A 26,498-nucleotide genomic window follows, 5' to 3' on the forward strand; every position below is an offset into this window, starting at 1 on the left:
CGGAGGAAGCCCCGTGGACACCGTTCAGACTCGCCGCACCCTGATCACCGGGGCCGCCGCCCTGGCCGCCTTCGCCGCCCTGCCGACCGTGGGCTTCACGGCCGAGAAGCGCTCGCCCGTGATCAAGACCACCGCTGGCAAGGTGCGCGGCTATGTCGACGGCGAGATCAGCGTGTTCAAGGGCCTGCGCTACGGCCAGGACACCGGCGGCGAGCGCCGCTTCGCCGCGCCGGTGAAGCCCGAGCCGTGGACCGATGTGAAGGACGCCCTGACCTACGGCGCGTCGTGCCCGCAGGGTAAGGGCGAGGACGAGGTCCAGTCCGAGGACTGCCTGTTCCTGAACGTCTGGACCCCGTCCAAGGCGTCAAAGGCCGGCCTCGCCGACGGCGGCAAGCGGCCGGTGATGTTCTACATCCACGGCGGCGCCTACAACACCGGCTCGGGCTCGAGCCCCTGGTACGAAGGCACGAAGCTGGCCAAGCGCAGCGACGTGGTCGTCGTGACGGTGAACCACCGCCTGAACGCCTTCGGCTATCTGTACCTGGCGCGCCTGTTCAACGACCCGTCGGTGGCCGACAGCGGCAATGCCGGCCAGCTGGACCTGGTCCTGGCCCTGCAGTGGGTGCGGGACAACATCGCCCAGTTCGGCGGCGATCCCGAGCGGGTGATGCTGTTCGGACAATCGGGCGGCGGCGCCAAGATCGCCACTCTGATGGCCATGCCGGCCGCCAAGGGCCTGCTGCATCGCGCCGCCACCATGAGCGGCCAGCAGGTCACCGCCGGCGGCCCGTTCAACGCCACCAAGCGCGCGAAGGCGTTCATGGACAAGACCGGCGCCAAGGACCTGGCCTCCCTGCGCGCCTTGCCGGCCGACAAGATGGTCGAGGGCCTGCGGGCTGTCGACCCGATCGCCGGCCAGGGCAGCGTCTATATGGGCCCGGTGCTGGACGAGCGCAGCCTGACCCGCCACCCGTTCTTCCCCGACGCCTCGCCGGTGGGGCTGTCCGTGCCGATGATGTGCGGGAACACCCACGACGAGACCAAGGGCTTCATCGGCTTCGACGCCAAGGCCTTCCCCAAGACCTGGGACGAGGTGCTGGCCAGGCTGCCCAGCCAGTTCGCCGGCCGCATCGACATCGATCCCGAGACGGTGGTCGCCTTCTACCGCCAGACCTATCCGAACTATTCGCCGTCGGACGTCTATTTCGCCGCCTCGACCGCCGGCCGCTCGTGGAAGGCCGCGATCATCCAGGACGAGGAACGCGCCAAGGCCGGCGCGCCCGCCTTCGCCTACCAGGTCGATTGGAAGTCGCCCAAGGACGGCGGGATCTTCGGCGCGCCGCACACCATCGACATCGGCCTGGTGTTCGGCACGCTGGACGCCAAGGGCTCGATCGTCGGCACGGGGCCGGAGTCGGTGGCGATGTCCAACACGATGAGCGACGCCTTCGTGCGCTTCGCCGCCACGGGCGATCCCAATGGCGGGACCCTGCCCAAGTGGGAGCCCTACACCCTGCCCCGTCGCCAGACGATGGTGTTCGACAACGTCTCGCGCCTGGAGGACGACCCGCGCGGCGCCGAGCGCGAGTTCTTCAACCGGGTGCCGTTCACTCAGTTCGGGACTTGAGTTCGTAGGGCAGGATGGGCGGGAGGTGCTCGATCAGGATCCGGCCGGTCACGTCGGACTCGGCCTCGATGGGCGGCGGCTCGCCGAACACCGCCTCCCACAAACCGATCCATTCCTGACGCTCGTCGAAGGTCACCGACACGCTCCTTTATAGGGATCGAAATGTCAGTGCCGACAAGGGGTTGCTGGTTAACGGCGGGGTAACCAAGGAATCGTGCTGAAGCTTTCTACGGCAGCGGCAGCTCGAACGGCGTCGCCGGCAGGCCCATCGCGCCGAACAGGTTGATGATCGGACTGTCGGCCCAGGCGTAGCGCACCTTGGTCGCGCCGGCGGCGCCGGCGAGGCGGACGGTCGCCCCCTCCACGCTCGCATCGACGAAGCGGCAGGTCGTATCGCACAGCTCGAAGCCGATCGGGCGGGCCGCGCCGTAGACGACCGCCGGCTGGTCCAAGGTCACCACCACGTCCGCACCATCACGGCGAACCGAGAGTGGGGCCGGGCCGGCCGCCAGCACGGTTTCGCCATAGGCGATCCTCCGCGCCAGCAGGGCCAACCGCTGCCCCACCCGCGTCTTGTCGGCCGGGTGGATGTCGTAGGGCGAGCCGATGTCGACCGCGCTGGCCATGCCGACCTTCGGATCGGCCGCCGCCACTCGGCGCTGGACGTCGCGCAAGGCGGCCCAGTCGGAGTTCGCCACACCGGGCTTCTGAAGCCCGAAAGCCGCCAGTTGAACCAGCAGGAACGGCTGCGCGCCGAACGCCTGGCGCCAGTCGGCGATCAAGGCGGGCATCAGGCGGGCATATTCGCCGGCCTCGGTGACATTGGCCTCGCCCTGATACCAGGCGAAGCCCTTGACCCCATACGGGACCAGCGGGGCGATCATGCCGTTGCGCAGGGTGCTGAGGCCGCTGGCCCCCAGCCACGGCGCGTTGGGCGGCAAGGCGGTCTGCGACAGCGGCGCGGCGATCTTGTAGCGCCAGGCTCCGCTGAGCGGCACGACGGTCCCGTCGTCCAACTTCAGACCCTTGTCTGCGGCCTTGCCCCAGGTCCCGCCGCCACCGCCGGTGTCGATGGCGCGCACGGCCAGGACGTTGCGACCGGCCTTCAGGACGCCCGGCGCGATCTTGTAGTTCCGGGGTCCGTTCCAGCTCTGGGTCGCGCCAACTTCGCGGCCGTTGAGGAAGGTGGTGTCCATGTCGTCGACCGGACCCAGCGCCAGGATCGCGCCCTGGGCGGCCTGGGCCTTGGTCAGGGTGATCTCCGTACGCAGCCAGACGACGCCGTCGAAGCCTTCCAGGCCGGGATAGTTCTCCCAGAAGTTCTCCATCGGCACGGTCTTCCACGACCGGTCATCGAGGTCCGGCCGCATGCCGTCATTGGCCGCGCCCAGCTTGGCGGCCGCCCAGCGGTCCAGCATCGCCGCCCACTTGGCCTGGCCCACGACCGGGTCGCGAGCATAGGCGTCGAGGACCGTCAGGCCCTCGTCATAGGACTTCAGCGCGGCCAGCCCCTCGCGGCTGATCCAGTCCTGGATCACCGAGCCGCCCCAGGTGGCGTCGATCAGGCCGATCGGTACGTTGGTGGACTTCCGCAGGTCCTTGCCCAGGAAGAAGCAGGCGGCGCTGAACTCGGCGGCTGTTTGCGGCGTGGCGGCCTTCCAGACGACGCTGGCCGGCAGGGCCTCCTGCGGCGCAGGCATGCTGATCTTGCCGGTCTGCAGCAGGCGGATATTGGGGTCGGCCGCGGCGGCCACCTCGCTGTCGCCGGCCAGGGTGCGGCGCAGCGGATATTCCATGTTCGACTGGCCCGAGCACAGCCAGACGTCGCCCATGACGAGGTCGGAGACCACCTGGCGCTCTGCCCCGGCCTGAACCGTCAGGGTCAGGGCCGGACCACCGCCCGCGCGGGCCGGCAGCACCGCGCTCCAGCGGCCGTCAACGCCGGCCGTGGCGCTGGCGCCAGCGCCGGAGAGATCGACGGCCACCGCCGCGTTCGGCGCCGCGCGACCCCACACCCGGATGGGCTGGTCGCGTTGCAACACCGCATGGTCGCTGAAGACGGACGCCAGCGGACCGGCGAGAGCCGGGCTGGCAAGCAGGGACGCGGCCGCTAGGGCCAGAACTTTCAACCGCATCCCTGCTCCATTTCCCTACTGCGCTTTCGGCGGACAGACCGCCCCGGCCGGGTCGGCCGTCAGCTTCACGTTGGCGATCGAGACCTGGAAGGTCCCGGCCGTGCCCAGGTCAAACGGCGCCGTGACCTTGGTCACGTCGGTCCCGGCGGCCTGGAAGCACTTCAGCGGGATCTTGACGCTGGCCCACTGGCCGGTCGGGGTTCCAGGCGGCGGGGTGGCGTCCAGCTTGCCCGCGCCGATGGCCAGGATCACCGGCTTGGTCGGTAGGGCGTCGATGCGGTACTCGAAGGCCAGGGCCATCTCGGCATTGGTCTGGAACGACAGGTCCAGCGGCTTCTCGCCGACGATCGTCGCCCGGCCCAGCTTGTCGCCGGCATAGGTGATCTGGCGGCCGGCTTCCTGGACGTTGCCGGCGTCGATCGGCGCGATCTGCACCGACGACGAGGGCGAGGCCTTGAACTCGAACGGCGGCGGGGTCTTGCCGGCCACGAAGTAGTTCACGGCGTTGTCGGCCACCGGCTTGACGCCCGACACTTCCGACAGCTTCGCGACCTTGCCGGGCCGCGCGTAGCTCAGGCCATAGCCATAGGCGAACAGCGGGTCGTAACCCTTGTCGCCCTTGTTGAGCGAGAACTGAGCAGCCGTCTTGGGCCAGCTGAACGACAGCTTGCCGTGGAAGTCGGTGCGCGGCTTGCCGGCCTTGTCGCCAATGATGACGTCAGCGACGCCGCCGCCTTCCGAACCCGGCAGCCAGGCCGAGACGAAGGCGTCCGAGGCGTTGATCTCCGGGTTCACCCACAGCGGGCGCCCCGTGAGGAACACCGCCACCACCGGCACGCCCTTGGCCTTCAGGCTCTTGAGCAAGGCCAGGTCGGTCTTGGCGCCCGGTTGGTACTCCAGCGTGGTCTTCAGGTCGCCGACACCTTCCGCATACGGATTTTCACCGAAGACGACGATGGCGACGTCGGGCTTGGTCTCGAACGAACCATCGACCGCAAGCGTAGCCTTGCCGCCGCCAGCCTCGACCGCGGTCTTCACGCCGGCATAGATCGACTCCGCATTGGGGAAGTCGGCATTGGTGTTGCCCGTGCCCTGCCACGACAGGGTCCAGCCGCCCGACTGCTTGCCGATGTCGTCCGCGCCCGAGCCAGCGACCAGCACGTTCGCACTGGCCTTGACCGGCAGGACGCCGTTGTTCTTCAGCAGAACCAGCGACTTGCGCACCGCCTCGCGGGCGACGGCGCGGTGCTCGGCGTTGCCGATCACGCCCTCTCGGCCCTCATAGGGACGGGCAGCCTGGAACAGACCCATCTTGGCCTTCACCCGCAGGATGCGGCGGACGGCGTCGTCCAGGCGGGCCATCGGGATCACGCCCGACTTCACCTCGGCCAGGGTGTTGGCGTACAGCGCCTTCCAGCTGTCGGGGGCCATGAACATGTCGAGGCCGGCATTGATCGACTGCGGGCAGTCGGTGGGCTTGCAGCCCGTGACCTGGCCGTGGCCGTTCCAGTCGCCGACGACGAAGCCGTCGAAGCCCATCTTGCCCTTGAGGACGTCGGTCAGCAGGCTCTTGTTGCCGTGCATCTTGACGCCGTTCCAGCTGTTGAACGAAGCCATGATCGTCAGGGTCCCGGCGTTGATCGCGGGAACGTAGCCCTGGGCGTGCAGGCGGACGAGGTCGGCCTCCGACACCTTGGTATTGCCTTGGTCCACGCCGTTCTCGGTGCCGCCGTCGCCCAGGAAGTGCTTGGCGCTGGCCGCCACGTGGCCTTGCTGGATCACACCGCCCTGGGACACCGCGCCCTGCAGACCCAGGATCATCTCGCCGGCATATTGGCGGACAATGAGGGGATCCTCGGAATAGCCCTCATAGGCGCGGCCCCAGCGGTCGTCGCGGGGCACGGCCAGGGTCGGGCCGAACGCCCAGTCGAAGCCGGCGGCCGAGGTCTCGAACGCGGTGGCCTTGCCGATGCGGCGGATCAGCTCGGGATCGCGCGCCGCGCCCAGGGCGATGTTGTGCGGGAAGAGGGTCGCGCCGACGACGTTGTTGTTGCCGTGCACGGCGTCGATGCCGAACATCAGCGGGATGTGCGTCCCGCCCTCGCGCTGCGCCGCGCCATCACGGAAGGCTTTCGCGGTGTCGACCCAGGGCTTCTGCGGCGAGCGGTCGGGCGCGCCCAGCGGCGGCGAGCTGCCCCCGCCCAGGATCGAGCCCAGCGGATAGGTCTTCAGCTCCTCCGGCTTGATCTGGCCGATGTCGGCCTGGATCAGCTGGCCGACCTTCTCTTCGAGAGTCAGCTTGGCCAGCAGGCCGTCGACGAAGGCTTCGGTCGCGGGATCGACCAGGCCCTGGCTCTTGGCCGCGGGCCACTTGGCCGGGTTGGCGGTATTTTGCGGGCCAGTCTGCGCGGCGGCCGCGCCAGACAGAAAGGTCGACGCCAACAGGGCGACGCACAGGGTCCTGGTGTTCATACTCCCCAACTCTTCTTTCGTTGCCGCCAAGTACGGCTGGGACAACGTTGTCATACCCCTGGACGCCGATCCATAGGCCGCCTAGTTTGTATGACAAATAGACAGAAGAAGATCGGGTTGGGAACTCCTAATGAAGACGTCGGCCTACTTTTTGACAGCGCTAACAGCCGTGACCCTGGCAGGCGCTGCCGCAGGATCAGCAGAGGCCGCCGAACAGGTCGTCGCCTCGCCAAGTGGCCAGACAGAAATTCGCATCTCGGACCAAAACGGTCAGGCCAATTTCTCGTTGAAGTTCAAGGGCCAGACCCTGATCGCACCCTCGCCCCTAGGCCTGGTTCTGGACAGGGGCGGGCTGCTGTCGCGGAACGTCAAGATCGCCTCGGCCAGCACCCGCAAGGTCGACGAAACCTATGAGCTGGTGGTCGGCAAGACACGGACGGTGCGGGATCGCTACACCGAGACGACCGTAGAATTTCTCGAAACGACCGGCTTGCAGCGGCGGCTGAAAGTGGTCGCCCGCGCCTATGACGACGGCGTCGCCTTCCGCTACGTGCTGCCCGACCAGCCGAATCTGGCCGGCGTGGCGGTGCGCGGCGAAGAGACCAAGTTCGAGATCGCCGGTGACGACCGCTGCTGGGCGCTGAACCTGGGACGCTTCGGCACCTCGCACGAGGGCGAGTACGATCCGATCTCGGCCAAGAGCTTCCGGGCCTCGGCGCTGTATGAGCTGCCGGTGGTCTGCCAGACGAAGACGGCAGCCTTCGCGCTGGCCGAAGCCGACCTGAAGGACTGGGCCGGCCTCTACCTGACCGGCCGCGAGGACGGCGGCCCGGGCCTGCAAGCCAAGCTGTCGCCGCGCCTCGACGATCCCTCCACGGCCGTGACCACGCGGATCGGGACCGACACAGTCTCGTCCTGGCGCGTGGTGATGGTCGGCGACACGCCGGGCGACCTCGTCTCGTCGAACCTGATGACCAGCCTCAACCCGCCGACCGCCTTGACCGACACCTCCTGGATCAAGCCCGGCAAGGCCGCCTGGGACTGGTGGAACGGCTCCAAGGTCGCCGGCGCAGAAGGCATGAACGACGCCACGATGAAGGGCTTCATCGACTTCGCGGCCGCCAACAAGCTGGAGTACATGCTGATCGACGACGGCTGGTACGCCGGCTCGGGCCAGGCGCCGAAGGTTCTTCCGGGCACGGACGTCACCAAGGCTATCCCTGACATCAATATCCAGGACCTGATCGCCTACGGCCGCGCCAAGGGCGTCGGCATCATGCTGTGGGTCCACTGGAAGGCGCTGGACGCCCAGATGGACGAAGCCCTGGCGGCCTACGAGGCTTGGGGCGTCAAGGGGATCAAGGTCGACTTCATGGACCGCGACGACCAGCAGATCGTCGACTACTACCACCGCCTGCTGGAGAAGGCCGGCCAGCACAAGCTGATGGTCGACCTGCACGGCGCCTATCGTCCAACGGGGCTGGTCCGCACCTATCCGCACTACGTCACCCAAGAGGGCGTGCTGGGCGCGGAGTACAACAAGTGGAGCTCGCGCGTGACGGCGACCCACAACGTCACCCTGCCCTTCACGCGCATGCTGGTCGGGCCGATGGACTACACGCCCGGCGGCTTCCGGAACGTGGCGCCGGCTGCCTTCAAGGACCAGTTCCTGCTGCCGACGGTGCAGACCACGCGCGGCCAGGCGCTGGCGATGTATGTCGTGTTCGACAGCCCGCTGACCATGGTGTCGGATAGCCCGATCACCTACGCCGCCTCGCCCGCAGGCCTGGACTTCATCAGCGCCGTGCCGACCAGCTGGGACGAGACCCGCGTGCTGTCTGGCGAGATCGGCCAGTCCATCGTCATCGCCCGTCGTAAGGGGACCGACTGGTGGGTCGGGGCGATGACCAACGAGACCGGCCGGACGGTGAAGGTCCCGCTGGGTTTCCTGGGGAACGGCGGCTTCAAGGCCGAGATCCGGGAGGATGGCGCGGAGCCGACGGCGCTGAAGACTCGCAGCCAGAGCGTCACCGCCAAGCAAACCCTGTCCTTAGGCCTCGCCCCCAGCGGCGGCGGCGTCATCCATCTGAGCCTGGTGCGCTGATGACCTTCACCCGACGCGACATGCTGGCCACGGGCGCCGCCCTCGCCGCCAGCCCCGCCCTCGCCGCCCAGCGCTTCCAGCCGTCCTGGGACTCGCTGGCGGCGGGCTACCAGGTCCCGGAGTGGTTCCGCGACGCCAAGCTCGGCATCTGGTCGCACTGGGGGCCGCAGTGCGTGCCCGAGTTCGGCGACTGGTACGGCCGCCAGATGTACCAGCAGGGCAACAAGGTCTACGAGCACCACCTCAAGACCTATGGCCACCCGGCCGACTTCGGCTTCATGCAGTTCATCCCGCGCTGGAAGGCCGACCGCTGGGATCCGCAGGACCTGATGAAGAAGTACGTCGCGGCGGGCGCGAAATACTTCATGTCGATGGCCAACCACCACGACAATCTCGACATGTTCGACAGCCGCCACCACGCCTGGAACACCACGCGGGTGGGGCCCCGGCGCGACATCGTCGGGACCTGGGCCAAGGTCGCGCGGGCCCACGGCTTGAAGTTCGGGGTGTCCAACCACGGCGCCCACGCCTGGCACTGGTGGCAGACGGCCTATGGCTACGACGCGGAGGGGCCGCGCCAGGGCCAGCGTTACGACGCCTTCAACCTGACCAAGGCCGGCGGCCGGGGCCAGTGGTGGCAGGGGCTGGATCCGCAGGACCTGTATACCGGCCGGAACATGGTCATCCCCGACGGGATCGACACAATCAAGGCCGCCAACGCCTGGCACGACGCCCATGACGGCGAGTGGATCGAGACCCCGCCGCCGAACAATCCGGGCTTCGTGAAGAACTGGCTGGATCGCCAGAACGATCTCGTCGACCGCTACCGGCCAGACCTGGTCTATTTCGACAATTACGGCCTGCCGCTGGGCCAGGCGGGGCTGGACGCCACGGCGCACTACTACAACCGCCACGGCGGGAACGTGGTGGTGACGGGCAAGAAACTGTCGCCGCTGCAACGCCGGGCCATCGTCGAGGATGTCGAGCGCGGCTTCTCCGACCGGCTGCGGCCCGAGCCCTGGCAGACCGACACCTGCATCGGCGACTGGCACTACAGCCGGCCGCTATACGAACGCGGCGGCTACAAGTCGGGCCGCGACGTCATCCAGCGGCTGATCGACGTGGTCAGCAAGAACGGCTGCCTGCTGCTGTCGATTCCCCAGCGCGGCGACGGCTCGATCGACGACAAGGAAGAGAAGGTCCTGGCCGACATGGCCGGTTGGATCGCGGTCAATGGCGAGGCGATCTACGCCACCCGCCCCTGGCGCGTATTCGGCGAGGGTCCGACCAAGCTGGTCGAGGGCATGCAGAACGAGGGCGGCGCCAAGCCGTTCGAGGCCGCCGACATCCGCTTCACCACCAAGGCCGGGGCGCTCTACGTCCTGCCGATGGCCTGGCCCGAGGGAAGCCTGAAGATCGAGAGCCTGGCCAATGCGCCGGGCGAGGTGCGCCGCGTCACCCTGCTGGGCGGCGTCGATCCCCTGCCCTTCCGCCGCGAGGCCGGCGGGCTGGTCGTGGACCTGCCGCAGCGGCGGCCGGCGTTCACCCCGGCGCTAAAGATCGAGGGGCCGGGCCTGACCTGAAGCCACGAAAAAGGGCGAGCCTCGCGGCTCGCCCCAGTCTTTCCAGGCGACCTTTTACGCGGCCGCGCGGTGTTCTTGGCTTAGCGGAACAGGCTCAGGATCGACGACGACGACTGGTTCGCGATCGACAGCGCCTGGATGCCCAACTGCTGCTTGGTCTGCAGCGATTGCAGCTTGGCGCTTTCCTTGGCCAGGTCGGCGTCCACCAGGTTGCCGACGCCGGCGTCCAGGCTGTCCTGCAGCTTGCCAACGAAGGTCAGGTGGGTGTCGAGACCCGTCGAAGCCGTGCCCAGCGAGGCCAGCTTGTTGGTGGCGGTGCCGATGGCCTTGTCGATGGTGGTGATCATCGTCTTGGCCGCGCTGGCGTTGGTGAAGGTCGGGACCGCGGTCACGCCCAGGCCCAGACCCGCCAGGGTCAGCGACTGCGCCTGGACCGTGAAGGTCGAGCCGTCGGTGTTGGCCAGGAACATCAGGTTGGTGGTCTTGCCGTCGGCGATGCTGATGCCGTTGAACTTGGCGTTCGTGGCGGCCTTCTCGACCTGCACGCGCAGCGAGTCGAAGTCCGACACCAGGGCGTTGAACGACGAGGTGTTCAGCGAGGTGTCGGAAGCGGCCAGGGCCTTTTCCTTCATCTTGCCGAGCAGGTCGGTGATCGTGTCGCCAGCGGCCAGGGCCACGTCGATGGTCGATTGCCCGCGTTGCAGCGAGTCCTTGACCGCGTTCAGCGACGAAGCGGTGGCCGACTGGTTCTTGGCCATGGCCCAGATCGCGCCGTTGTCCTTGGCGCTGCCCACCTTCTTGCCGGTGTTGATGCGCTGCTGGACGGTCTGCAGCTCGGCATTGGTCGAGTTCAGGTTTTGCAGGGCGATCATGGCCCCGCTGTTCGTGTTGATGCTGTTCAGCGCCATAACGAAACATCTCCTATTCGAGGTGTTCCGGCGTCGTTTTGACGGCCGGTGGGCGTTTTACCCACCGCGACACTATGACGCTGACCTTTCAATACCCTTTATGAGTTGTAGTTACTTTCTTAACAACCCAAACAACCTGTTAAGTACTTTTAACGGTGAGTCTGATCAGACTCAAACGTGAGTCCGATTAGACTCATTCTACTTCACCAACATTGTAGCCATAGAAAAAGGGCGGGCCCGAAGGCCCGCCCCTCTCGACGACCAAGATCGTCGAAGTCAGCCTTAGCGGAACAGGCTGAGGATCGACGAACTGGATTGGTTCGCGATCGACAGCGCCTGGATGCCCAACTGCTGCTTGGTCTGCAGCGATTGCAGCTTGGCGCTTTCCTTGGCCAGGTCGGCGTCCACCAGGTTGCCAACGCCGGCTTCCAGGCTGTCTTGCAGCTTGCCGACGAAGGTCAGGTGGGTGTCCAGACCGGTCGAGGCCGTGCCCAGCGAGGCCAGCTTGTTGGTGGCGGTGCCGATGGCGCTGTCGATCTTGGCGATCATCGACTTGGCGCCGGCCGCGGTGCTGAACGTCGGGACCGAGGTGCCCAGGCCCAGGCCGTCCAGGGTCAGCGACTGCGCCTTGACCGTGAAGGTCGAACCGTCGGTGTTGGCCAGGAACATCAGGTTGTTGGTCTTGCCGTCGGCGATGCTGATGCCGTTGAACTTGGCGTTCGAAGCGGCCTTCGAGATCTGCTCTTTCAGCGAGTTGAAGTCCGACACCAGGGCGTTGAACGACGAGGTGTTCAGCGAGGTGTCGGAAGCGGCCAGGGCCTTTTCCTTCATCTTGCCGAGCAGGTCGGTGATGGTGTCACCGGCGGCCAGGGCCACGTCGATGGTCGATTGACCCCGTTGCAGCGAGTCCTTGACGGCGTTCATCGACGAAGCGGTGGCCGACTGGTTCTTGGCCATGGCCCAGATGGCGCCGTTGTCCTTGGCGCTGCCCACCTTCTTGCCGGTGTTGATGCGCTGTTGGGTGACTTGCAGCTCGTTGTTCGTGGTGTTCAGGTTTTGCAGGGCGATCATGGCCCCGCTGTTCGTGTTGATGCTGTTCAGCGCCATAACGAAACATCTCCTATTCGAGGTGTTCCGGCGTCGTTTTGACGGCCGGTGAGCGTTTTGCTCACGTGCATCCTCACACAATAGGACTAAGCGTTCGTTGAGATTTCAGTATCTTACAATTAAGATTCCGGATTATTTTGTTAATTATTAAATGAAGATCAATTCTATACCTGTATCAAAATGGCACAACCTCAACTCAACTTGGGTACACCTCAAGGTATAGAGCGACCTGCCGGAGGTCAGCGATCGGCCAGGTAGAGGCGGGGCGAACGATAGTGTTTGGCGATCGCCCGGATGGTGATCACGAAGACGAACCCTTTCCAGAGATCGCCAAGAAGGCTGCTGCGACGGCGCATGGGAGAGACTCCTGCTTTTCAGGTTGAACGAAGGAAAGGCCGACCGGCTCCCATTCCTTCTCAAGAGAGAGGGAGGGGAAGGAGCCAGCCGGCCTCTACTGCCGGTCGCCGGTGGGGGATGGGCGACCGGTTACAAACTCACCGAAATCAGCCGTGCAGCTTGATCGCGGTCTCGGCGATGCGGCGGCCCTGATAGCGGGCGCCGTCCAGCTCGTTGGCGCTGGGCTGACGCGAACCGTCGCCGCCGGCGATGGTGGTCGCGCCGTACGGGCTGCCGCCGGTGACTTCGTCGAGGGTCATCTGGCCGGCGTGGCCATAGTCCAGACCCACGATCGTCGTGCCGAAGTGCAGCAGGTTGGTGATGATCGAGAACAGCGTGGTTTCCTGACCGCCGTGCTGGGTCGCCGTCGAGGTGAAGGCGCCGGCCACCTTGCCGTGCAGCGCGCCGCGGGCCCACAGGCCGCCGGCCTGGTCGAAGAAGGCCGCGACCTGCGAGGCCATGCGGCCAAAGCGGGTCGGGGCGCCGACGATGATGGCGTCGTAGTTGGCCAGGTCTTCCACGGCCGCGACCGGAGCGTCTTGATCGAGCTTGAAGTGAGCGCCCTTGGCGATCTCGAGCGGCACGGTTTCCGGCACGCGCTTGATGTCGACGGTCGCGCCGGCTTCGCGCGCGCCCTCGGCGACAGCCTTGGCCATCGTTTCCAGGTGACCGTAGGACGAATAGTAGAGAACCAGAACCTTGGCCATGACGGCTTGCCTTGATGCTTATGGCGGGGACGTCATGTCCTCGTCGTTGGCGTGGGTTTTGGCGCCGCTTGGGCTTGCGCGATATCCGAATAAAATCGTCTACTACGTTCGATATTTTCGAACGATAGAGATTGGCGATGAACGAGCCCGGCACGCCGACCCTGGACCAGCTGACCGTGTTCCTGACCATCGTCGAGGCTGGCGGCTTCGCGGCGGCGGCGCGCCGGCTGAACCGGGCCAATTCCGTGATCAGCTACGCGATCGCCAATCTGGAAGCCCAATTGGGCCTGGCCCTGTTCGACCGGACCACCGCCAAGACCCCGGTGCTGACCGAGGCCGGCAAGGCGATGCTGGCGCGGGCCCGGGTGATCGCCGGCGACATCGCCGCCCTGAGGGCTCAGGCCAAGGGGCTGCTGCAGGGCCTCGAAGCCGAGGTGCATCTGGTTTTGGACGTCATGCTGCCGACGGCGCGCGTGGTCGACGCCCTGCGGGCCTTCCGCGAGGCCTTCCCGACCGTGACCCTGCGCCTGCATGTCGAGGGCCTGGGGGCCGTGACCCAGATGGTGCTGGACCGCCGCGCCACCCTGGGCGTGGCCGGGCCGCTGGACGTCGTCAATGGCGGCGACGAGCTGGACTATATCGCGGTCGGGGCCACCCTGCTGATCCCCGTCGCCGCGCCGGGCCATCCGCTGGCCCAGGGCCGCAACGCGCCGGGCGCGGGCCGCGACCACACCCAGCTCGTCTTGACCGACCGCTCCAGGCTGACCGACGGCCGCGACTTCGCCGTCGCCAGCGCCCATACGTGGCGTCTGGCCGACCTGGGCGCCAAGCACATCCTGCTGAAGGAGGGCCTGGGCTGGGGCAACATGCCCGAGCCGATGGTAAGTGAGGACATCGCGGCCGGCCGGCTGGTGCGACTGGAAATGGCCGAGGTGGTCGAGGCGCACTATACCCTGCACGCCATCCATCGCAGCGACACGCCGCCGGGACCGGCGACGGCGTTTCTGATCGAGCGGTTCAGGGGGCAGGCGAACTAGCGCCTGCCCCCTGCTTCTTACTTCCGCGTCACCACCACCGTGTCACCGGCATACTCCACCGTCGCATCGGCCGCCGCGGCGAAGTCCGTCGGCTTGGCGCCCGCCCCGATGAACCGGACCTTGAAGGTCCGCTTGCCGACCATGCCGTCGAACTTGCCCGAGCGGGCACCGATCACGACCCGGCCCGACGCGTTGTCGTAGCTGATCGGGATCCGGCTGTAGGCCCCGCGCTGGTAGGCCATGGTCAGGCCGTCGTCCTCGTAGAGCTCGTACTTGCCGTCCTTGCCCGTGTAGATGACCAGGGTGATCGGCAGGTCAGGCTTCTCGCCGACATATTGCTGGACCTCGGCGGTCGGCACGATCGCGCCGGCCTTCACGAACAGCGGCATGCGGCCCAGCGGCGCGTCGGCCTTGATCGACTGGCCGCCAGCGTGGGCCTTGCCCGTCTCGAAGTCGTACCAGGTGGTCCCTGCCGGCAGGTACACCGAGCGCGAGCGCGCCTTGAACTCCGTCACCGGGGCGACCAGGAACGCCGAGCCGTACAGGTACTCGTCATTGACGTCCCGGGCCTTCAGGTCGTTCGGGAAGTCCATCACCAGGCCGCGCATGATGCTGCCGTCGCGGTGATAGGTCTCGCCCGCCAGGGTCAGGGTGTAGGGCATCAGCCGGTAGCGCAGCTCGTCGTACCAGACGAGGCTCTTATAGACCTCGGTCCCCTCGTCGGCGAGGTTCCAGATCTCGCGGAAGGGCTCCTCGCCGTGGCTGCGGAACAGGGGCGAAAAGGCGCCGAACTGGAACCAGCGCAGGTTCAGTTCCTGCCACTCAGGCCAGTGCTTGGCCTCCTTGGCGATGTAGCGATCCTCGACCGAGAACCCGCCGATGTCGGTGGTCCAGTTGGGGATGCCCGACATCGACAGGTTCACGCCGGCCGAGATCTGGTCCTTGAAGTCGTCCCAGCGGGCCACGACGTCGCCGCTCCACAGGGCCACGCCCTGGCGCTGGATGCCGCCGAAGCCCGAGCGCGAGAAGATGTACGAGCGCTTGTCCGGGTTCCGCTCATGCTCGCCGTCGAACACCGCCTGGGTGTGCAGCAGCGGATACGAGTTGAAGAACTCCGCGCCCGGCCCCTTGGCGGTCGGCCCCATGCGCAGGGTGCGCTCGGGGATGTCGAGGTTGGAGTGCATGTCCGGCTCGTCGCTGTCCATCCACCAGGCGTCGATGCCGATGCCGCCCAGGTTCTTCTTGACCTGGCGCCAATAGATGTCGCGCGCTTCCTGCGTATAGGGGTCGTAGAACGAGTTCAGATAGCCCGGCCCCACCCAGTCCAGCGCGCCCTGCTCGACGTTGCGATGGTACATGAAGCCCTTGGCGTCGAGCTCCTTGTAGTTGTCGGTGGTCGGATAGAACTTCGGCCAGATCGAGATCATGAAGTGGGCGTTCTCGTCGTGAACGTCCTTCAGCATCTTCTTCGGGTCGGGGAAGCGCGTTTCGTCGAACTTGTGGCTGCCCCAGCTGTCGTCCTTCCAATAGCGCCAGTCGAGGACGATGTTGTCGAGCGGGACCTGGCGCTTGCGGTACTCCTTGACCACCCCGACCAGCTCGTCCTGGGTGTTGTAGCGCTGGCGGCTCTGCCAGAAGCCGTACGACCAGCGCGGCAGGGCCTGGGCCTTGCCGGTCAGCTCGCGATAGCCGGATACGACCTGGTCCAGATTGTCGCCGGCCACGAAGTAGTAGTCGATCGTGTGGGCGACTTCCGACGTCAGGGTCAGCGACTTCTGCTGCGCGACCGGGATCGGGTCGTTGTGCAGCAGGGCGACATAGCCGTCGTTGGGATCCCACTCGACCCGCACCTTGTGCTTCGTGCCGGCTTTCATCGGGACGGTGAAATTGTGGAACCACGGGTTCCAGTTCTGCCGCCAGCGGTCGATCTTCAGCTGACCGTCGACCCAGATCTTGGCGTAACTCGACGAGTACAGCTTGAACTTCTGGACGCCGCTCGCCTTGGGCTCGACGAAGCCTTCCCAGACCACGGTCGCGCCCTTGACCGGCTTCTTGTCCGCCGTCTGCAGCTCGGCCGGCCAGTTGGGCAGGTCGTCCAGGTGCTGGTAGTCGATGTCCTTCTCGGTCCGGGTCAGCTTCAGCTCGCCCTTGACGTAGTACTTGGCGGTGAAGCCGCCCGGCTTGCCGTTGGCGTCGGTAATCTGCAGGTCGCGCGAGGCCAGGGCGTAGGGGCTGGGGTCGCCGAAACGGGTGATGCCGTTGTTGTCCCACAGGACGCCGTAGTTCTTCGTCGACAGCACGAACGGGATGGCGATGTCGCGATTATATTGGGCCAGTTCGACGTCCTGGCCGTTGTAGTTCATCTGGCCGTTCTGGTGCTGGCCCAGCCCGTAGAAGCCTTCATCCGTAGACGGATTGAATCGCTGGCTGATGGCGTAGAAGCCCTTGCCGTCGATTGTGTGCGGCTTGAACGCCTGGCGTGGCTGCTCGGCCAGGACGGTCTTGCCCGCCGCGTCCTTGAACGAGACCTGGCCGTCCTTCAGCGTCACCTCGGCGGTGGCCTTGCCGGCCTTCAGCACGACCTTGCCGCCGGCCTCGGTGACCGTGAAGCCGCTGGTCTTGGGTTGCGCGATGACCATCAGGCTCTGCGGCGCGTCGATCGTGTCGGTCGGCGAGGCGGTGACGCGGATGGCGCGATCGCTCATCACCTGCAGACGGACCTTCTTGGCCGGGCCCGAGGCGGGGGTGACGATGACGCCGTCGGCGGTCTTCTCGAAGCCGCCGTCGAGGGCCAGGGCCGAGGTGGAGGCCATGAGCGCGAGGCTGAAGGCGGAGAGAGCAAGAATACGCATGGCGAGCTTCCGTCAGTAGGTGGCGAGCTTGACGCGCAGGATCTGCGCGCCGCCGGTGAAGTTGAGGCCGTAGTCGGTCTGGTCGCCGTTCCACAGGCGGTCGAAGACCCATTGGCCGTTCTCGAAGTGACCCTCTTCCACGCGGGCCAGCAGCATCGGTTTGTTGTCCTTCAGCGCCCGGCCGAACTCGAAGCGGACGTTGCGGCCGGTGACCAGGAACTCGTCGGGGCTGAGCTGGGCGACGACGCCGCCGCCATCGGGACCTTGCGGGCCGGGCGGACGGTCCTTGAGCCAGGCCCAGTCGGACGCCCCGAACTGCCACTTGCCGTAGCGCAGGGTGACGGTCCAGGCGCCCATCGTGGTCGTCTGGGGGCTGCGGTCGTCGGGCTCGGAGCCACCGAACACCTTGCCCTCGAACGACAGCTTGGCCCACTCGCGCGCCATGCCGCCCAGCAGGCGGTAGTTGGCGGCGAAGGCCTCCAGCGTGGCGTCGTCCATCTTGGCCGCGCCGAGCGGGTAGTTGGCGTAGCCGGTGTAGTCCATGCCGAACGGCGAGAAGCCGATACCCTGGCGGCCCAGGGTGTCGAAGACGTAGCGGGCATAGACCGGATCGTTGCCAGTCTCGGCCACGAACAGGGCGTTGCCGGGTCGCTTGTAGTGGGCCAGGGCGGCCGAATACTTGACCGACTCCTTCATGTAGATGTCGGGCGCGATCAGGTCGACCGAGGGCGCTGCGGCCTTCCAGACGCCGATGACGTTGTCGGTCGGACCGCCGGCCGAATAGCTCTTGGGCTCGCCCGGCTTGATCGGGTCGCGCAGGGCCGCGTTGACGTACATCGGCAGCGGATAGACGGCCTTGCCGGCCGCCGTGACCTGGTCGACGAAACGACCGATGTGCCAGGCGTGGAAATACTCGTCAGCGTCCTTGCCGAACGCTTGGCTCCACGTGCCGGGCTTTGCGCCGACGGCCTTCACGAGGGCGGCGGGCGCGGGGCCGTCGAACACCTTCTGGGCGGCGGGGCCGAAGTCGCGGACCGTGCCGTAGGTGCCGGTCTCGTTCTCGACCTGGACCATGATGACGGTGCGCTCGGCGCTGTCCTTGGCCTTCAGGTGGGTCATCAGGGCGACGAAGGCCTTGCGGTCGGCGTCCAGCGTCGACTGGGCCAGCGGCGACATGGAGTACGAGCGCTCGCCGTCCTCCTTCTTCAGGCGCGGGAAGCGCTTGTCGTCCAGCTTGACCCACTCGGGGGCGTAGGACGGCGAGCTGTTCTTCCAGGTGCCGAACCAGAGCAGCACCAGGCGCACATCATGCTCGCGGGCCTGCTTGAGCAGCAGGTCGAGATACGAGAAGTCGAACTTGCCCTCGACGGGCTCGATCTGCTCCCAGGCGATCGGGACCTGGACGGTATTGGCGCCCATCTTGGCGACGGCCGGCCAGACCTTGGGCATCTGCGAGGGCCAGGCGGACGAGTTGTTGACCTGGGCGCCCAGGATCAGGAACGGCGCGCCGTCGACCATCAGGGCGTGGCGACCATCCTTCTCGACCAGGCGAGGGATGTCGCGATCGGCAGCAATGGCGCTGCTGGCCAGAGCTAGAGTCGAGACCATTCCGAAGGTCGTTATGACGCGTGAAAGTCCCATCCCGCCTCCTCCGTACGCGAGCGCCAAATCGGTGTTAGCGCTATCAATTTTATTGTCGGACGATTGCCTTGGCGAAGGGCCGTGACAAGTCCGGTTGAACGGTCTTCTCAGTCAAAAAAATCCGCGCACCGCCGCAGGAGACGATGCGCGGGATAAGACGTCGCGCGACCTCGGGGAGAGGCTGCCGCGCGAGGCAAGGCCGAGAACCAAAAGGCCCTCGCCACGCCGCCGAAGCTAGTCAGACTATAGTCGTATAATTCACACCAACAAGCAGTTTTGATAGCGTTGTCATGTCGTTTGAGCGTTTGTTTTCTCGACAAAACCCAACACCGCTCATCCCCGCGAAAGCGGGGACCCAAGCTGCCTTTCAAGACTTGGCGCGGCCGAGATCCAACCCGCGAACTCGGCTTGGGTCCCCGCTTTCGCGGGGACGAGCGGATGGGGTGGGTTTGGCGAAACATCACCTCTACATCGCGATCGGATCCGCCCGACACGCCGCCGCGATAAACGCGTCGTGAGTGGGCAGCCGCGCCACGATTCCGGCGTTGGTTTGCCCAATCCCGCGCACCGCCCGGACCACATCGTCATAGGCCGGCACGTCGGCCAAACGGTCGTAGTCGTGGGGCTCAATCCCCTGCCCCAGGAACACCGCCAGCCAACTGGGCTCAGCGAACAGCTGCTCGTCGAAACGGGCGATCTTGGCGCGGTTCTGGAAGAGTTCGAGCTTGTGAGCCAGGCTGTCGGGGACGGCCATGTCTCGGCAGTAGCGCCACAGCTCCGCATCGTCCCGCTCGGTGGCCTTGTAGTGCAGGATGATGAAGTCGCGGATCTGCTCGTATTCGATCTCTGTCAGCCGATTGTACTCGACCTCGGCCGCCGGGTCGTAGCCGCCGATCGGCAGCAGCGACAGCAGCCGCATGGCGCCGGTCTGCACCAGGTGGATGCTGGTCGACTCCAGCGGCTCCATGAAGCCGCCCGCCAGGCCCAGGGCGACGACGTTCCTGCTCCAGCTCTTCTTGCGGCGACCGGCGGTGAAGCGCAGCGGGCGCGGATCGGCCTGGGCCTTGCCGTCGAGATTGGCCAGCAGGGTGTCGGCGGCCGCGTCGTCGCTGATGTGGCTGCTGCAATAGACGTAGCCGTTGCCGGTGCGATGCTGCAGCGGGATCCGCCACTGCCAGCCGGCCTCGCGCGCGGTCGAGCGGGTGTAGGGGGTCAGCGGATAGGCGTTCTCGCAGGGGACTGCCAGCGCGCGGTCGCAGGGCAGCCAGTGCGACCAGTCCTCGAAGCCGGCCTCCAGCGCCTGCTCGATCAGCAGCCCCCGGAAACCCGAACAGTCGACGAAGAAGTCGCCCTCGACCCGGCGGCCGTCCGTCAGCGTCAGGCCCGTGACGAAGCCGCTTTCGGGGTCCTGCTCGACCTTGGCGATCCTGCCCTCGGTGCGCTTGACGCCGCGCGCCTCGGAATAGGCCCGCAGGTACTTGGCATAGAGGGCGGCGTCGAAGTGATAGGCATAGCCCAGGCCCGGCACGCCCGGCGGCAGGTCCTTGGGCGGCAGGGCGAACTTGCCGGCCTTGGCCGCGACCGTGGCCAGGGCGTAGCTGTCGAGCTCACCGCCCTCGCCATTGGCCTTCAGCCGCAGCCAGTAGTGATGGAAACCGACACCCTCGATCGACTGGCCATAGGGGCCGAAGGGGTGGAAGTACTCCGCGCCCAGCCGGCCCCAGTCGCGGAACTGGATGCCCAGCTTGAACGTCGCCTGGGTCTGCTTGATGAAGTCGATCTCGTCGATGCCCAGCAGGCCGTTCAGGAACTGGATCGGCGGGATGGTGGCCTCGCCGACGCCGACCGTGCCGATCTCCTCGGACTCGATCAGCTCGACCTCGCCGACCCGGCCCTTCATGGCCTGGATCAGGGTCGCCGCGGCGATCCAGCCGGCCGTGCCGCCGCCGACCACCACGAACTTGCGATACATCGTCATCTCTCAACCAAGCCCGTCATCCCGGCCAAGCGCGCAGCACGCCAAGCCGGGATGACAGTGACCTAGAACGTCCCGCGCAGCACGACCGAGTAGCGGCGGTCGGCCACGACCCAGTTGTGCTTGGTCAGGCCCTCTTCCAGGCGGCCCGGATAGCTGACCAGGATCTTGGTCTTGGTGTTGGTCAGGTTCACGGCCTGGAAGCCGACCTTCAGCTTGTCGTTGATGGTGTAGAACACCGAGCCGTCCAGTTGGCCGTAGTCGTCGTACCAGGCGGGGATGTTGATGTTCGCCGCCGTGGTCGTCAGCAGGTAGCGCTCACGCCAGTTGTAGGCCAGGCGGGCCGACACCTTGCCCAGGTCGTACAGGGCCGCGACGTTGTAGCTGGTCTTCGACAGGCCCTCGAGCGGCAGCTCCTCGCCGTGGGTGGTGATGTTGGTCAGCTGGCTGTTGTCGTAGGGGTTGGACGCGGCGTTGCGCGCGCCCTTGCTGTCGACATAGGTGAAGTTGGCCTGCACGCCGAGGCCCTTCAGCAGGCCCGGCAGGAAGTCGTAGTACTGCTGGTAGGCGACCTCGAAGCCTTTGATCGAGCCCTTGCCGGCATTGTACGGCTGAACCACCTGGACCGTGCGGGTCACCCCGTTGTTGGTGAAGGTGACCGGCTGCGCGCCGTTGGTGATGAAGTTGTAGATGTCCTTGTAGAACACCGTCGCCGTCACGCTGCCGGTCGGGGCGAAGTACCACTCCCAGGCCAGGTCGTACTGGGTGGAGCGGATCGGCTTCAGGTTCGGGTTGCCGGCGTTGGCCGTGTACTGGAACACGCAGTTGGCCTGGGCGCCGCCAGGGATGGTGTTGGAGCAGGCCCCGCCGGTGATGAAACCGTTGGTGGCGCTGATCGAGTAGTTCGGCTGCAGCTGGGCGAAGTCCGGACGCACCACCGCCTTGGCGGCGGCGAAGCGCAGGAACATTTCCGGCGTCACCTTCAGGCGCACGTTCAGGCTGGGCAGGACGTTGACGTAGTCGCGACCGCCGACGAAGGCGCTCTTCGCGCCGTTGGCGAACGCCAGGTCCGCCGCCGGGACGGTGGTCTGGGTATTGGCGTTGAAGACCTGGATCCCCTGGCTGGTGGTCTCGGTCTTGACGACGCGGACGCCGATATTGCCGTCCAGCTCACGCTCTTCGCCGCCGATCGCGACGTCGTGGCCGAAGCGCAGCATGGCGTAGCCCGCCAGGGTCTTTTCCTTCTGGTGGTTGGTGCTGCCCTTGCCGCCGTTCGGAGCCTGGCTTTCGAAGTCGCCGGTGAACGGACGCCAGCCGCCGCCGCCCGCGATGGCGATCTGCTCGATCGTCTTGGCGAAGCTGGCGTAGTCGTGGACGAACTCGCCGTTCGGCATGACGAAGGTCGCCGGCAGGTTCACCGTGCCGCGGAAGTAGTTGTCGAACGGATAGAGGCTGTAGTGGCCCTGGTACGGGGCCAGCTGGTCGATCGACGGCGCCGACCAGCTGGGCGCCACCGTGTCCCAGCGATAGGCGGTCTCGCGGGTGGTGCTCTGGCGGTAGGTGCTGCGAACGCCGAACTTCAGCGACTTCAGCCAGCCGCCCTCGTCGAACTCGTAGCCGCCGTCGAACCGCGTGGCCAGCTCGCTGCCCTCGTTGCGGTCGTGGTGGTCCATCACGGCCTGCAGGTAGTAGCTGGCCGGGTTCGAGGTGTAGGCGGTGTTGTTGTTCATGGTGATGACCGGCAGGCTGCCCGTCACGTCCAGGCTGGCCGGGGCCGCGTCACCGCTCAGCGCGTTGAAGGCCGTCGTGTCGACCGTCTTGGTCTTGGCGTAGATGTACTGGACGTCGCCGCTGAACGACCACTTGTCGTTGGGATTGTACTTCAGGTTCAGGGAGTAGTCCGAGGTCACCGAGCTGCGCTCGGCATAGCGGGTGTCGATGGTCGACGAGCCCAGGCTGGTCCCGCCCGGCGACTGGGCCAGGGTGCCCTTGGTGAAGTGACCGGCGCCGTCATAGGTGAAGGTGGTGCCGGCGGCCGGACCGTTGGTCGAGCCCGGGTTGAAGCCGACGGCGTGCTCGGACGAGGCCATCAGGGCCGACGAGCGCAGGAACTGCAGCGTCGCCTCCCACTGGTCGTTCGGGCGCCATTGCAGGGCGGCGTCGATGCCCTTGCGCTCGCGGTCGAAGTCCAGGCTGCGATAGCCGAAGCCGCCGGGGACATAGACCGTCTTGCCGGGGACGAGGTCGGTGCGGACGAAATAGGGGTCGACCGAGATGGTGTCGGTGCGGCTCTTGAGCTTGGAGTCCGACAGGTCGATCAGGAAACCGACCTCGCCGATGCCGGTCTGGAAGCGGTCGCTATAGAGGATCGAGCCGCTGGGCTTCCACTTCTTGGCCAGGTCGCCGTACGAGCCGTCCAGCGAATAGGCGATGATGCGCTTGGCGCTGTCGAACGGCAGGCGCGTGCGCAGGTTGACCGTGCCGCCCACGCCGCCTTCGACGATGTCGGCCGAGGGGTTCTTGTAGACGTCCACGCCGGCCATCAGCTCGGGGGGGATGTCCTCGAACGACAGCGAGCGGCCGCTCTTGGCCGAGAAGCTGTCGCGGCCGTTCAGTTCGCCGCGCACCCACGACAGGCCGCGCACCTGCACGCCAGACCCTTCGACCGACAGGCGGTCGGCGTCGCGGCCGTCCGAGGTGCGGCCGATGGTGACGCCGGCGACGCGCTGCAGGGCTTCGGTGACCGAGCGGTCCGGCAGGGCGCCGATGTCTGTCGAGGTGATCGAGTCGACCAGCTGCTCGGCGTTCTGCTTGATCTTCTGGGCCGACTGGATGGCGGCGCGTTGGCCGGTGACGACGATCTCTTCGACCGTGTCGTCCTTGGCCGGCGCCGTCTGGGCGAACGCCGCAGGCGCGGCGGCGCACAGGACCAGCGCGGAAGCGCCGGCCAGCATGAGTTTGCGGTGAGACGAATCGAGGCGCTGCATGCGCGGTTCCCTTCCCCTGTTGGGAGCCGTCCCGACACGTTCTTGAGCGTCCGGTGACGTGCGGCCTAGGCGCCGCTCGCTCCATATCGGTAGCTATAATCGTATAATTACGACCTTCAAGACGAAATTGATAGCGCTATCATTTCGCAGGTGAAACGCTGTTTTTCCGCAACACCCCTTGGACGACGGGCGTAAATCGACTTGGGCGTGTGGAAACGCTTCCAGCCTGGTCACCGATTGCCCTGATCATTATTATATTATAAATGCCGAGATCAGCGATGAGGACGGGCCCTCGGGGCCGGCGTTAGGGACGGATATGAGCGACGGAAACGCGGGCAAGCGCCTGCGCAGCGCTGGCACGTACGGCAAGCTGGATCGGGACGGGTTCATCCACCGATCGTGGATGAAGAGCCAGGGTCTGCCCGACGACGTGTTCGACGGCCGGCCGGTGATTGGCATCTGCAACACCTGGTCCGAGATCACCCCCTGCAACGCCCACCTGCGCGAGATCGCCGAGCACGTGAAGCGCGGCGTCTGGGAGGCCGGCGGCCTGCCGTTGGAATTCCCGGCCATGTCGCTGGGCGAGACCCAGATGCGGCCGACGGCCATGCTGTTCCGCAACCTGCTGGCCATGGAGGTCGAGGAGTCGATCCGGGGCAATCCGATCGACGGCGTCGTGCTGCTGGGCGGCTGCGACAAGACCACGCCGGGCCAGTTGATGGGCGCGGCCAGCGTCGACCTGCCCACCATCGTCGTTTCGTCCGGTCCGATGCTGAACGGCAAGTTCCGCGGCAAGGACATCGGCTCGGGCACCGACGTCTGGAAGTTCTCCGAGGCCGTCCGCGCGGGTGAGATGACCCTGGCGGACTTCATGTCGGCCGAGAGCGGCATGAGCCGTTCGCCGGGCACCTGCATGACCATGGGCACGGCCTCGACCATGGCCGCGATCATCGAGGCCATGGGGCTCTCCCTGCCCTACAACGCCAGCATCCCGGCCGTGGACGCCCGCCGTCGCGCCCTGTCGCATGAGACCGGCCGCACCATCGTGCGGATGGTCAAGGAAGACCGCACCCTGTCCAAGGTCGCCACCCGCGCGGCGTTCGAGAACGCCCTGCGTGTCCACGCCGCGATCGGCGGCTCGACCAACGCCGTCGTCCACCTCTTGGCCTTGGCCGGGCGCCTGGGCGTGAAGCTGGACCTGGAAGACTTCGACCACCTGTCGCGCGACGTGCCGCTGCTGGTCGACCTGCAGCCGTCGGGCCGGTTCCTGATGGAGGACCTGCACTATGCCGGCGGCCTGCCGGCGGTGATGAAGCAGCTGGAGCCGGTGCTCGATCCGACCGCCCCGACCGTGGCCGGCCATCGCATCGGCGCCCAGTATGAGAGCGCCGAGGTGTTCAACGCCGAGGTCATCCGCACGATGACCGATCCGGTGAAGCCCGACAGCGGCATCTGGGTGCTGCGCGGCAACCTGGCCCCCGGCGGCGCGGTGATGAAGCCCAGCGCCGCCAGCCCCGAACTGCTCAGCCATCGCGGCAAGGCCGTGGTGTTCGAGACCATCGAGGACTTCCGCGCCCGCATTGACGATCCGGACCTGGATGTCGACGCCACCTCGATCCTGGTCTTGAAGGGCTGTGGTCCCAAGGGCTATCCGGGCATGCCCGAGGTCGGCAACATGCCGCTGCCTCGCAAGCTGCTGGAAAAGGGCGTCAAGGACATGCTGCGGATCAGCGACGCCCGGATGAGCGGCACCGCCTATGGCGCGGTGATCCTGCATGTCTCGCCCGAGTCCGACGCCGGCGGCCCGCTGGCCGTGGTGCGCAATGGCGACGAGATCGTCTTCGACGGCCCTGCCCGCTCGCTCCGCCTGGCCATCAGCGACGCCGAGCTGGAAAGCCGCCTGGCCGCCTGGCGCGCCGATCCGCCGCCGGCCAAGTACACGCGCGGCTACGCCAAGCTTTATGTCGACCACGTGCTGCAGGCCGACCAGGGCGCGGACCTCGACTTCCTGGTCGGGGCCTCGGGCTCGGTCGTCACCCGCGAGAGCCACTAGATGGACCAGGACATCGTCATCGTCGGCGACTGGGGCACCTCGCGCCTGAGGCTCTGGCTGCGCCAGGGCAAGAGCGTGATCCACCGCCGCGATGGCCCGGGCGTCTCGGCCCTGACCGACACGCCGGAAAAGACCTTCCTCGACCTGGTCGGCGACTGGCGTGAGGCCAACCCCGCCGGCGCCCTGATGTGCGGCATGGTCGGCTCGCGCATCGGCTGGAAGGAGGCGCCCTACGCCGCCTGCCCGGCTGGTCCGACCGAGGTCGCCGAGAAGGCTCTGCGGTTCGAGGCCGACGGCCTGCCGGTGACCCTGGTTCCGGGCCTGTCCTGCGCCAACCCGCTGGGCGGTCCCGACGTGATGCGCGGCGAGGAGACGCAAGTCTTCGGCGCCCTGGCGCTAGACGGCGCCCTGCGCGCCGGCCGCCACCTGCTCGTTTTGCCCGGCACCCACAACAAGTGGACCGTGGTCGAGGCCGGCAAGATCATGGGCTTCGTCACCGCTCCGGTCGGCGAGACCTTCGCGCTGCTCAAGCAGCACTCGACCCTGGCGGCCGGCGGCGGCTCACAGGCCGAAGGCTCGGCTGAGGGTTTCGCCCTGGGCCTGGCCCGCATCGCCGAGCACGGCGCCCAGCGCCTGCCCCACCTGATGTTCGAGACCCGCAGTCGCCAGTTGCTGGACGGCATGACCCCCGCCGACGCCATGGGTTACCTGTCGGGCCTGCTGGTCGCCGCCGACGTCGCCGCCGCGCGAGATTGGTTCGGGCCGATGGACGCCGTGACCGTGATCGGCGCGGGCAGTCTCAGCGACCTCTACGTCCAGGCCCTCGCCAAGATCGGGGTCCAAGCGGCCGTCGTCGATGGCGACGCGGCCGTCCTCGCCGGGCTTTCGGCGATCTCCAGAGTTCAAGGGTAAAG

Annotated in this window: 15 protein-coding genes and 1 pseudogene; 6 read left to right on the forward strand and 10 right to left on the reverse strand. The window is 66.8% G+C overall.

Translation table 11 applies throughout. The features are described from left to right. Positions 1–13: 13 nt before the first annotated feature. Complete coding sequence (locus AC1RR5_RS15260) at positions 14–1,627, forward strand: carboxylesterase/lipase family protein (RefSeq protein ID WP_492922540.1); 1,614 nt, start codon at positions 14–16, stop codon at positions 1,625–1,627. On the opposite strand, the gene AC1RR5_RS15265 is transcribed toward AC1RR5_RS15260, so the two are convergent. The 3 genes from AC1RR5_RS15265 to AC1RR5_RS15275 all read right to left on the reverse strand — a co-directional run bounded on the left by AC1RR5_RS15265 (position 1,608) and on the right by AC1RR5_RS15275 (position 6,243). Next, positions 1,608–1,763, reverse strand: a complete 156-nt coding sequence (locus AC1RR5_RS15265) for a hypothetical protein (RefSeq protein ID WP_492922542.1) — start codon at positions 1,761–1,763, stop codon at positions 1,608–1,610. The two genes, AC1RR5_RS15260 and AC1RR5_RS15265, sit on opposite strands and share 20 nt — an antisense overlap. Before the next feature lie 91 nt (positions 1,764–1,854). Beyond that, positions 1,855–3,762 carry a sialate O-acetylesterase gene (locus tag AC1RR5_RS15270; protein WP_492922544.1) on the reverse strand — a complete coding sequence of 636 codons (1,908 nt, stop codon included), beginning with the start codon at positions 3,760–3,762 and terminating at the stop codon, positions 1,855–1,857. 15 nt (positions 3,763–3,777) lie between these two features. Further along, positions 3,778–6,243, reverse strand: a complete 2,466-nt coding sequence (locus tag AC1RR5_RS15275) for a glycoside hydrolase family 3 protein (protein WP_492922546.1) — start codon at positions 6,241–6,243, stop codon at positions 3,778–3,780. 121 nt (positions 6,244–6,364) lie between these two features. Between AC1RR5_RS15275 and AC1RR5_RS15280 the strand changes: the two genes are divergently transcribed. After that, positions 6,365–8,338 carry a glycoside hydrolase family 97 protein gene (locus AC1RR5_RS15280; RefSeq protein ID WP_492922548.1) on the forward strand — a complete coding sequence of 658 codons (1,974 nt, stop codon included), beginning with the start codon at positions 6,365–6,367 and terminating at the stop codon, positions 8,336–8,338. Beyond that, positions 8,338–9,921 (forward strand): alpha-L-fucosidase, encoded by a 1,584-nt coding sequence (locus AC1RR5_RS15285; RefSeq protein WP_492922550.1) that lies wholly within the window; start codon positions 8,338–8,340, stop codon positions 9,919–9,921. Before AC1RR5_RS15280 ends, AC1RR5_RS15285 begins: the two co-directional genes overlap by 1 nt. 80 nt (positions 9,922–10,001) lie before the next feature. Here AC1RR5_RS15285 and AC1RR5_RS15290 read toward each other — a convergent pair whose 3' ends face one another. The 3 genes from AC1RR5_RS15290 to wrbA form a co-directional block, all read right to left on the reverse strand. Continuing rightward, a complete protein-coding gene (locus tag AC1RR5_RS15290) occupies positions 10,002–10,829 on the reverse strand; it encodes a flagellin (RefSeq protein ID WP_492922552.1) in 828 nt (275 codons plus the stop codon). A gap of 282 nt (positions 10,830–11,111) precedes the next feature. After that, complete coding sequence (locus AC1RR5_RS15295) at positions 11,112–11,936, reverse strand: flagellin (RefSeq protein WP_492922554.1); 825 nt, start codon at positions 11,934–11,936, stop codon at positions 11,112–11,114. Between the two features lie 503 nt (positions 11,937–12,439). After that, the gene (wrbA, locus tag AC1RR5_RS15300) at positions 12,440–13,039 is read right to left on the reverse strand and encodes an NAD(P)H:quinone oxidoreductase (RefSeq protein WP_492922556.1); all 600 of its coding nucleotides are present in this window, start codon (positions 13,037–13,039) and stop codon (positions 12,440–12,442) included. 137 nt (positions 13,040–13,176) lie between these two features. Between wrbA and AC1RR5_RS15305 the strand changes: the two genes are divergently transcribed. After that, entirely contained in the window at positions 13,177–14,076 is a 900-nt protein-coding gene (locus tag AC1RR5_RS15305; RefSeq protein WP_492922558.1) for a LysR family transcriptional regulator, read from the forward strand. A 17-nt stretch (positions 14,077–14,093) separates the two neighbouring features. On the opposite strand, the pseudogene AC1RR5_RS15310 reads toward AC1RR5_RS15305, so the two are convergent. The 4 genes and pseudogenes from AC1RR5_RS15310 to AC1RR5_RS15325 all read right to left on the reverse strand — a co-directional run bounded on the left by AC1RR5_RS15310 (position 14,094) and on the right by AC1RR5_RS15325 (position 23,531). Beyond that, positions 14,094–17,040 (reverse strand): annotated as a pseudogene (locus AC1RR5_RS15310) (TIM-barrel domain-containing protein). Continuing rightward, positions 16,941–18,569, reverse strand: a complete 1,629-nt coding sequence (locus tag AC1RR5_RS15315) for a GH35 family beta-galactosidase (protein ID WP_492922560.1) — start codon at positions 18,567–18,569, stop codon at positions 16,941–16,943. The pseudogene AC1RR5_RS15310 and the gene AC1RR5_RS15315 overlap by 100 nt, the downstream one beginning before the upstream one ends. A 466-nt stretch (positions 18,570–19,035) precedes the next feature. Beyond that, positions 19,036–20,547, reverse strand: a complete 1,512-nt coding sequence (locus AC1RR5_RS15320) for a tryptophan halogenase family protein (RefSeq protein ID WP_492922562.1) — start codon at positions 20,545–20,547, stop codon at positions 19,036–19,038. A 62-nt stretch (positions 20,548–20,609) separates the two neighbouring features. After that, complete coding sequence (locus AC1RR5_RS15325) at positions 20,610–23,531, reverse strand: TonB-dependent receptor (protein WP_492922564.1); 2,922 nt, start codon at positions 23,529–23,531, stop codon at positions 20,610–20,612. A gap of 316 nt (positions 23,532–23,847) precedes the next feature. Between AC1RR5_RS15325 and AC1RR5_RS15330 the strand changes: the two genes are divergently transcribed. Both AC1RR5_RS15330 and AC1RR5_RS15335 read left to right on the forward strand, forming a co-directional pair. Then, positions 23,848–25,584, forward strand: a complete 1,737-nt coding sequence (locus AC1RR5_RS15330) for an IlvD/Edd family dehydratase (protein WP_492922566.1) — start codon at positions 23,848–23,850, stop codon at positions 25,582–25,584. After that, positions 25,585–26,496, forward strand: a complete 912-nt coding sequence (locus tag AC1RR5_RS15335) for a 2-dehydro-3-deoxygalactonokinase (protein ID WP_492922568.1) — start codon at positions 25,585–25,587, stop codon at positions 26,494–26,496. Positions 26,497–26,498: the final 2 nt, after the last annotated feature.

This window comes from Caulobacter sp. GW821-FHT11E11, assembly GCF_058808315.1.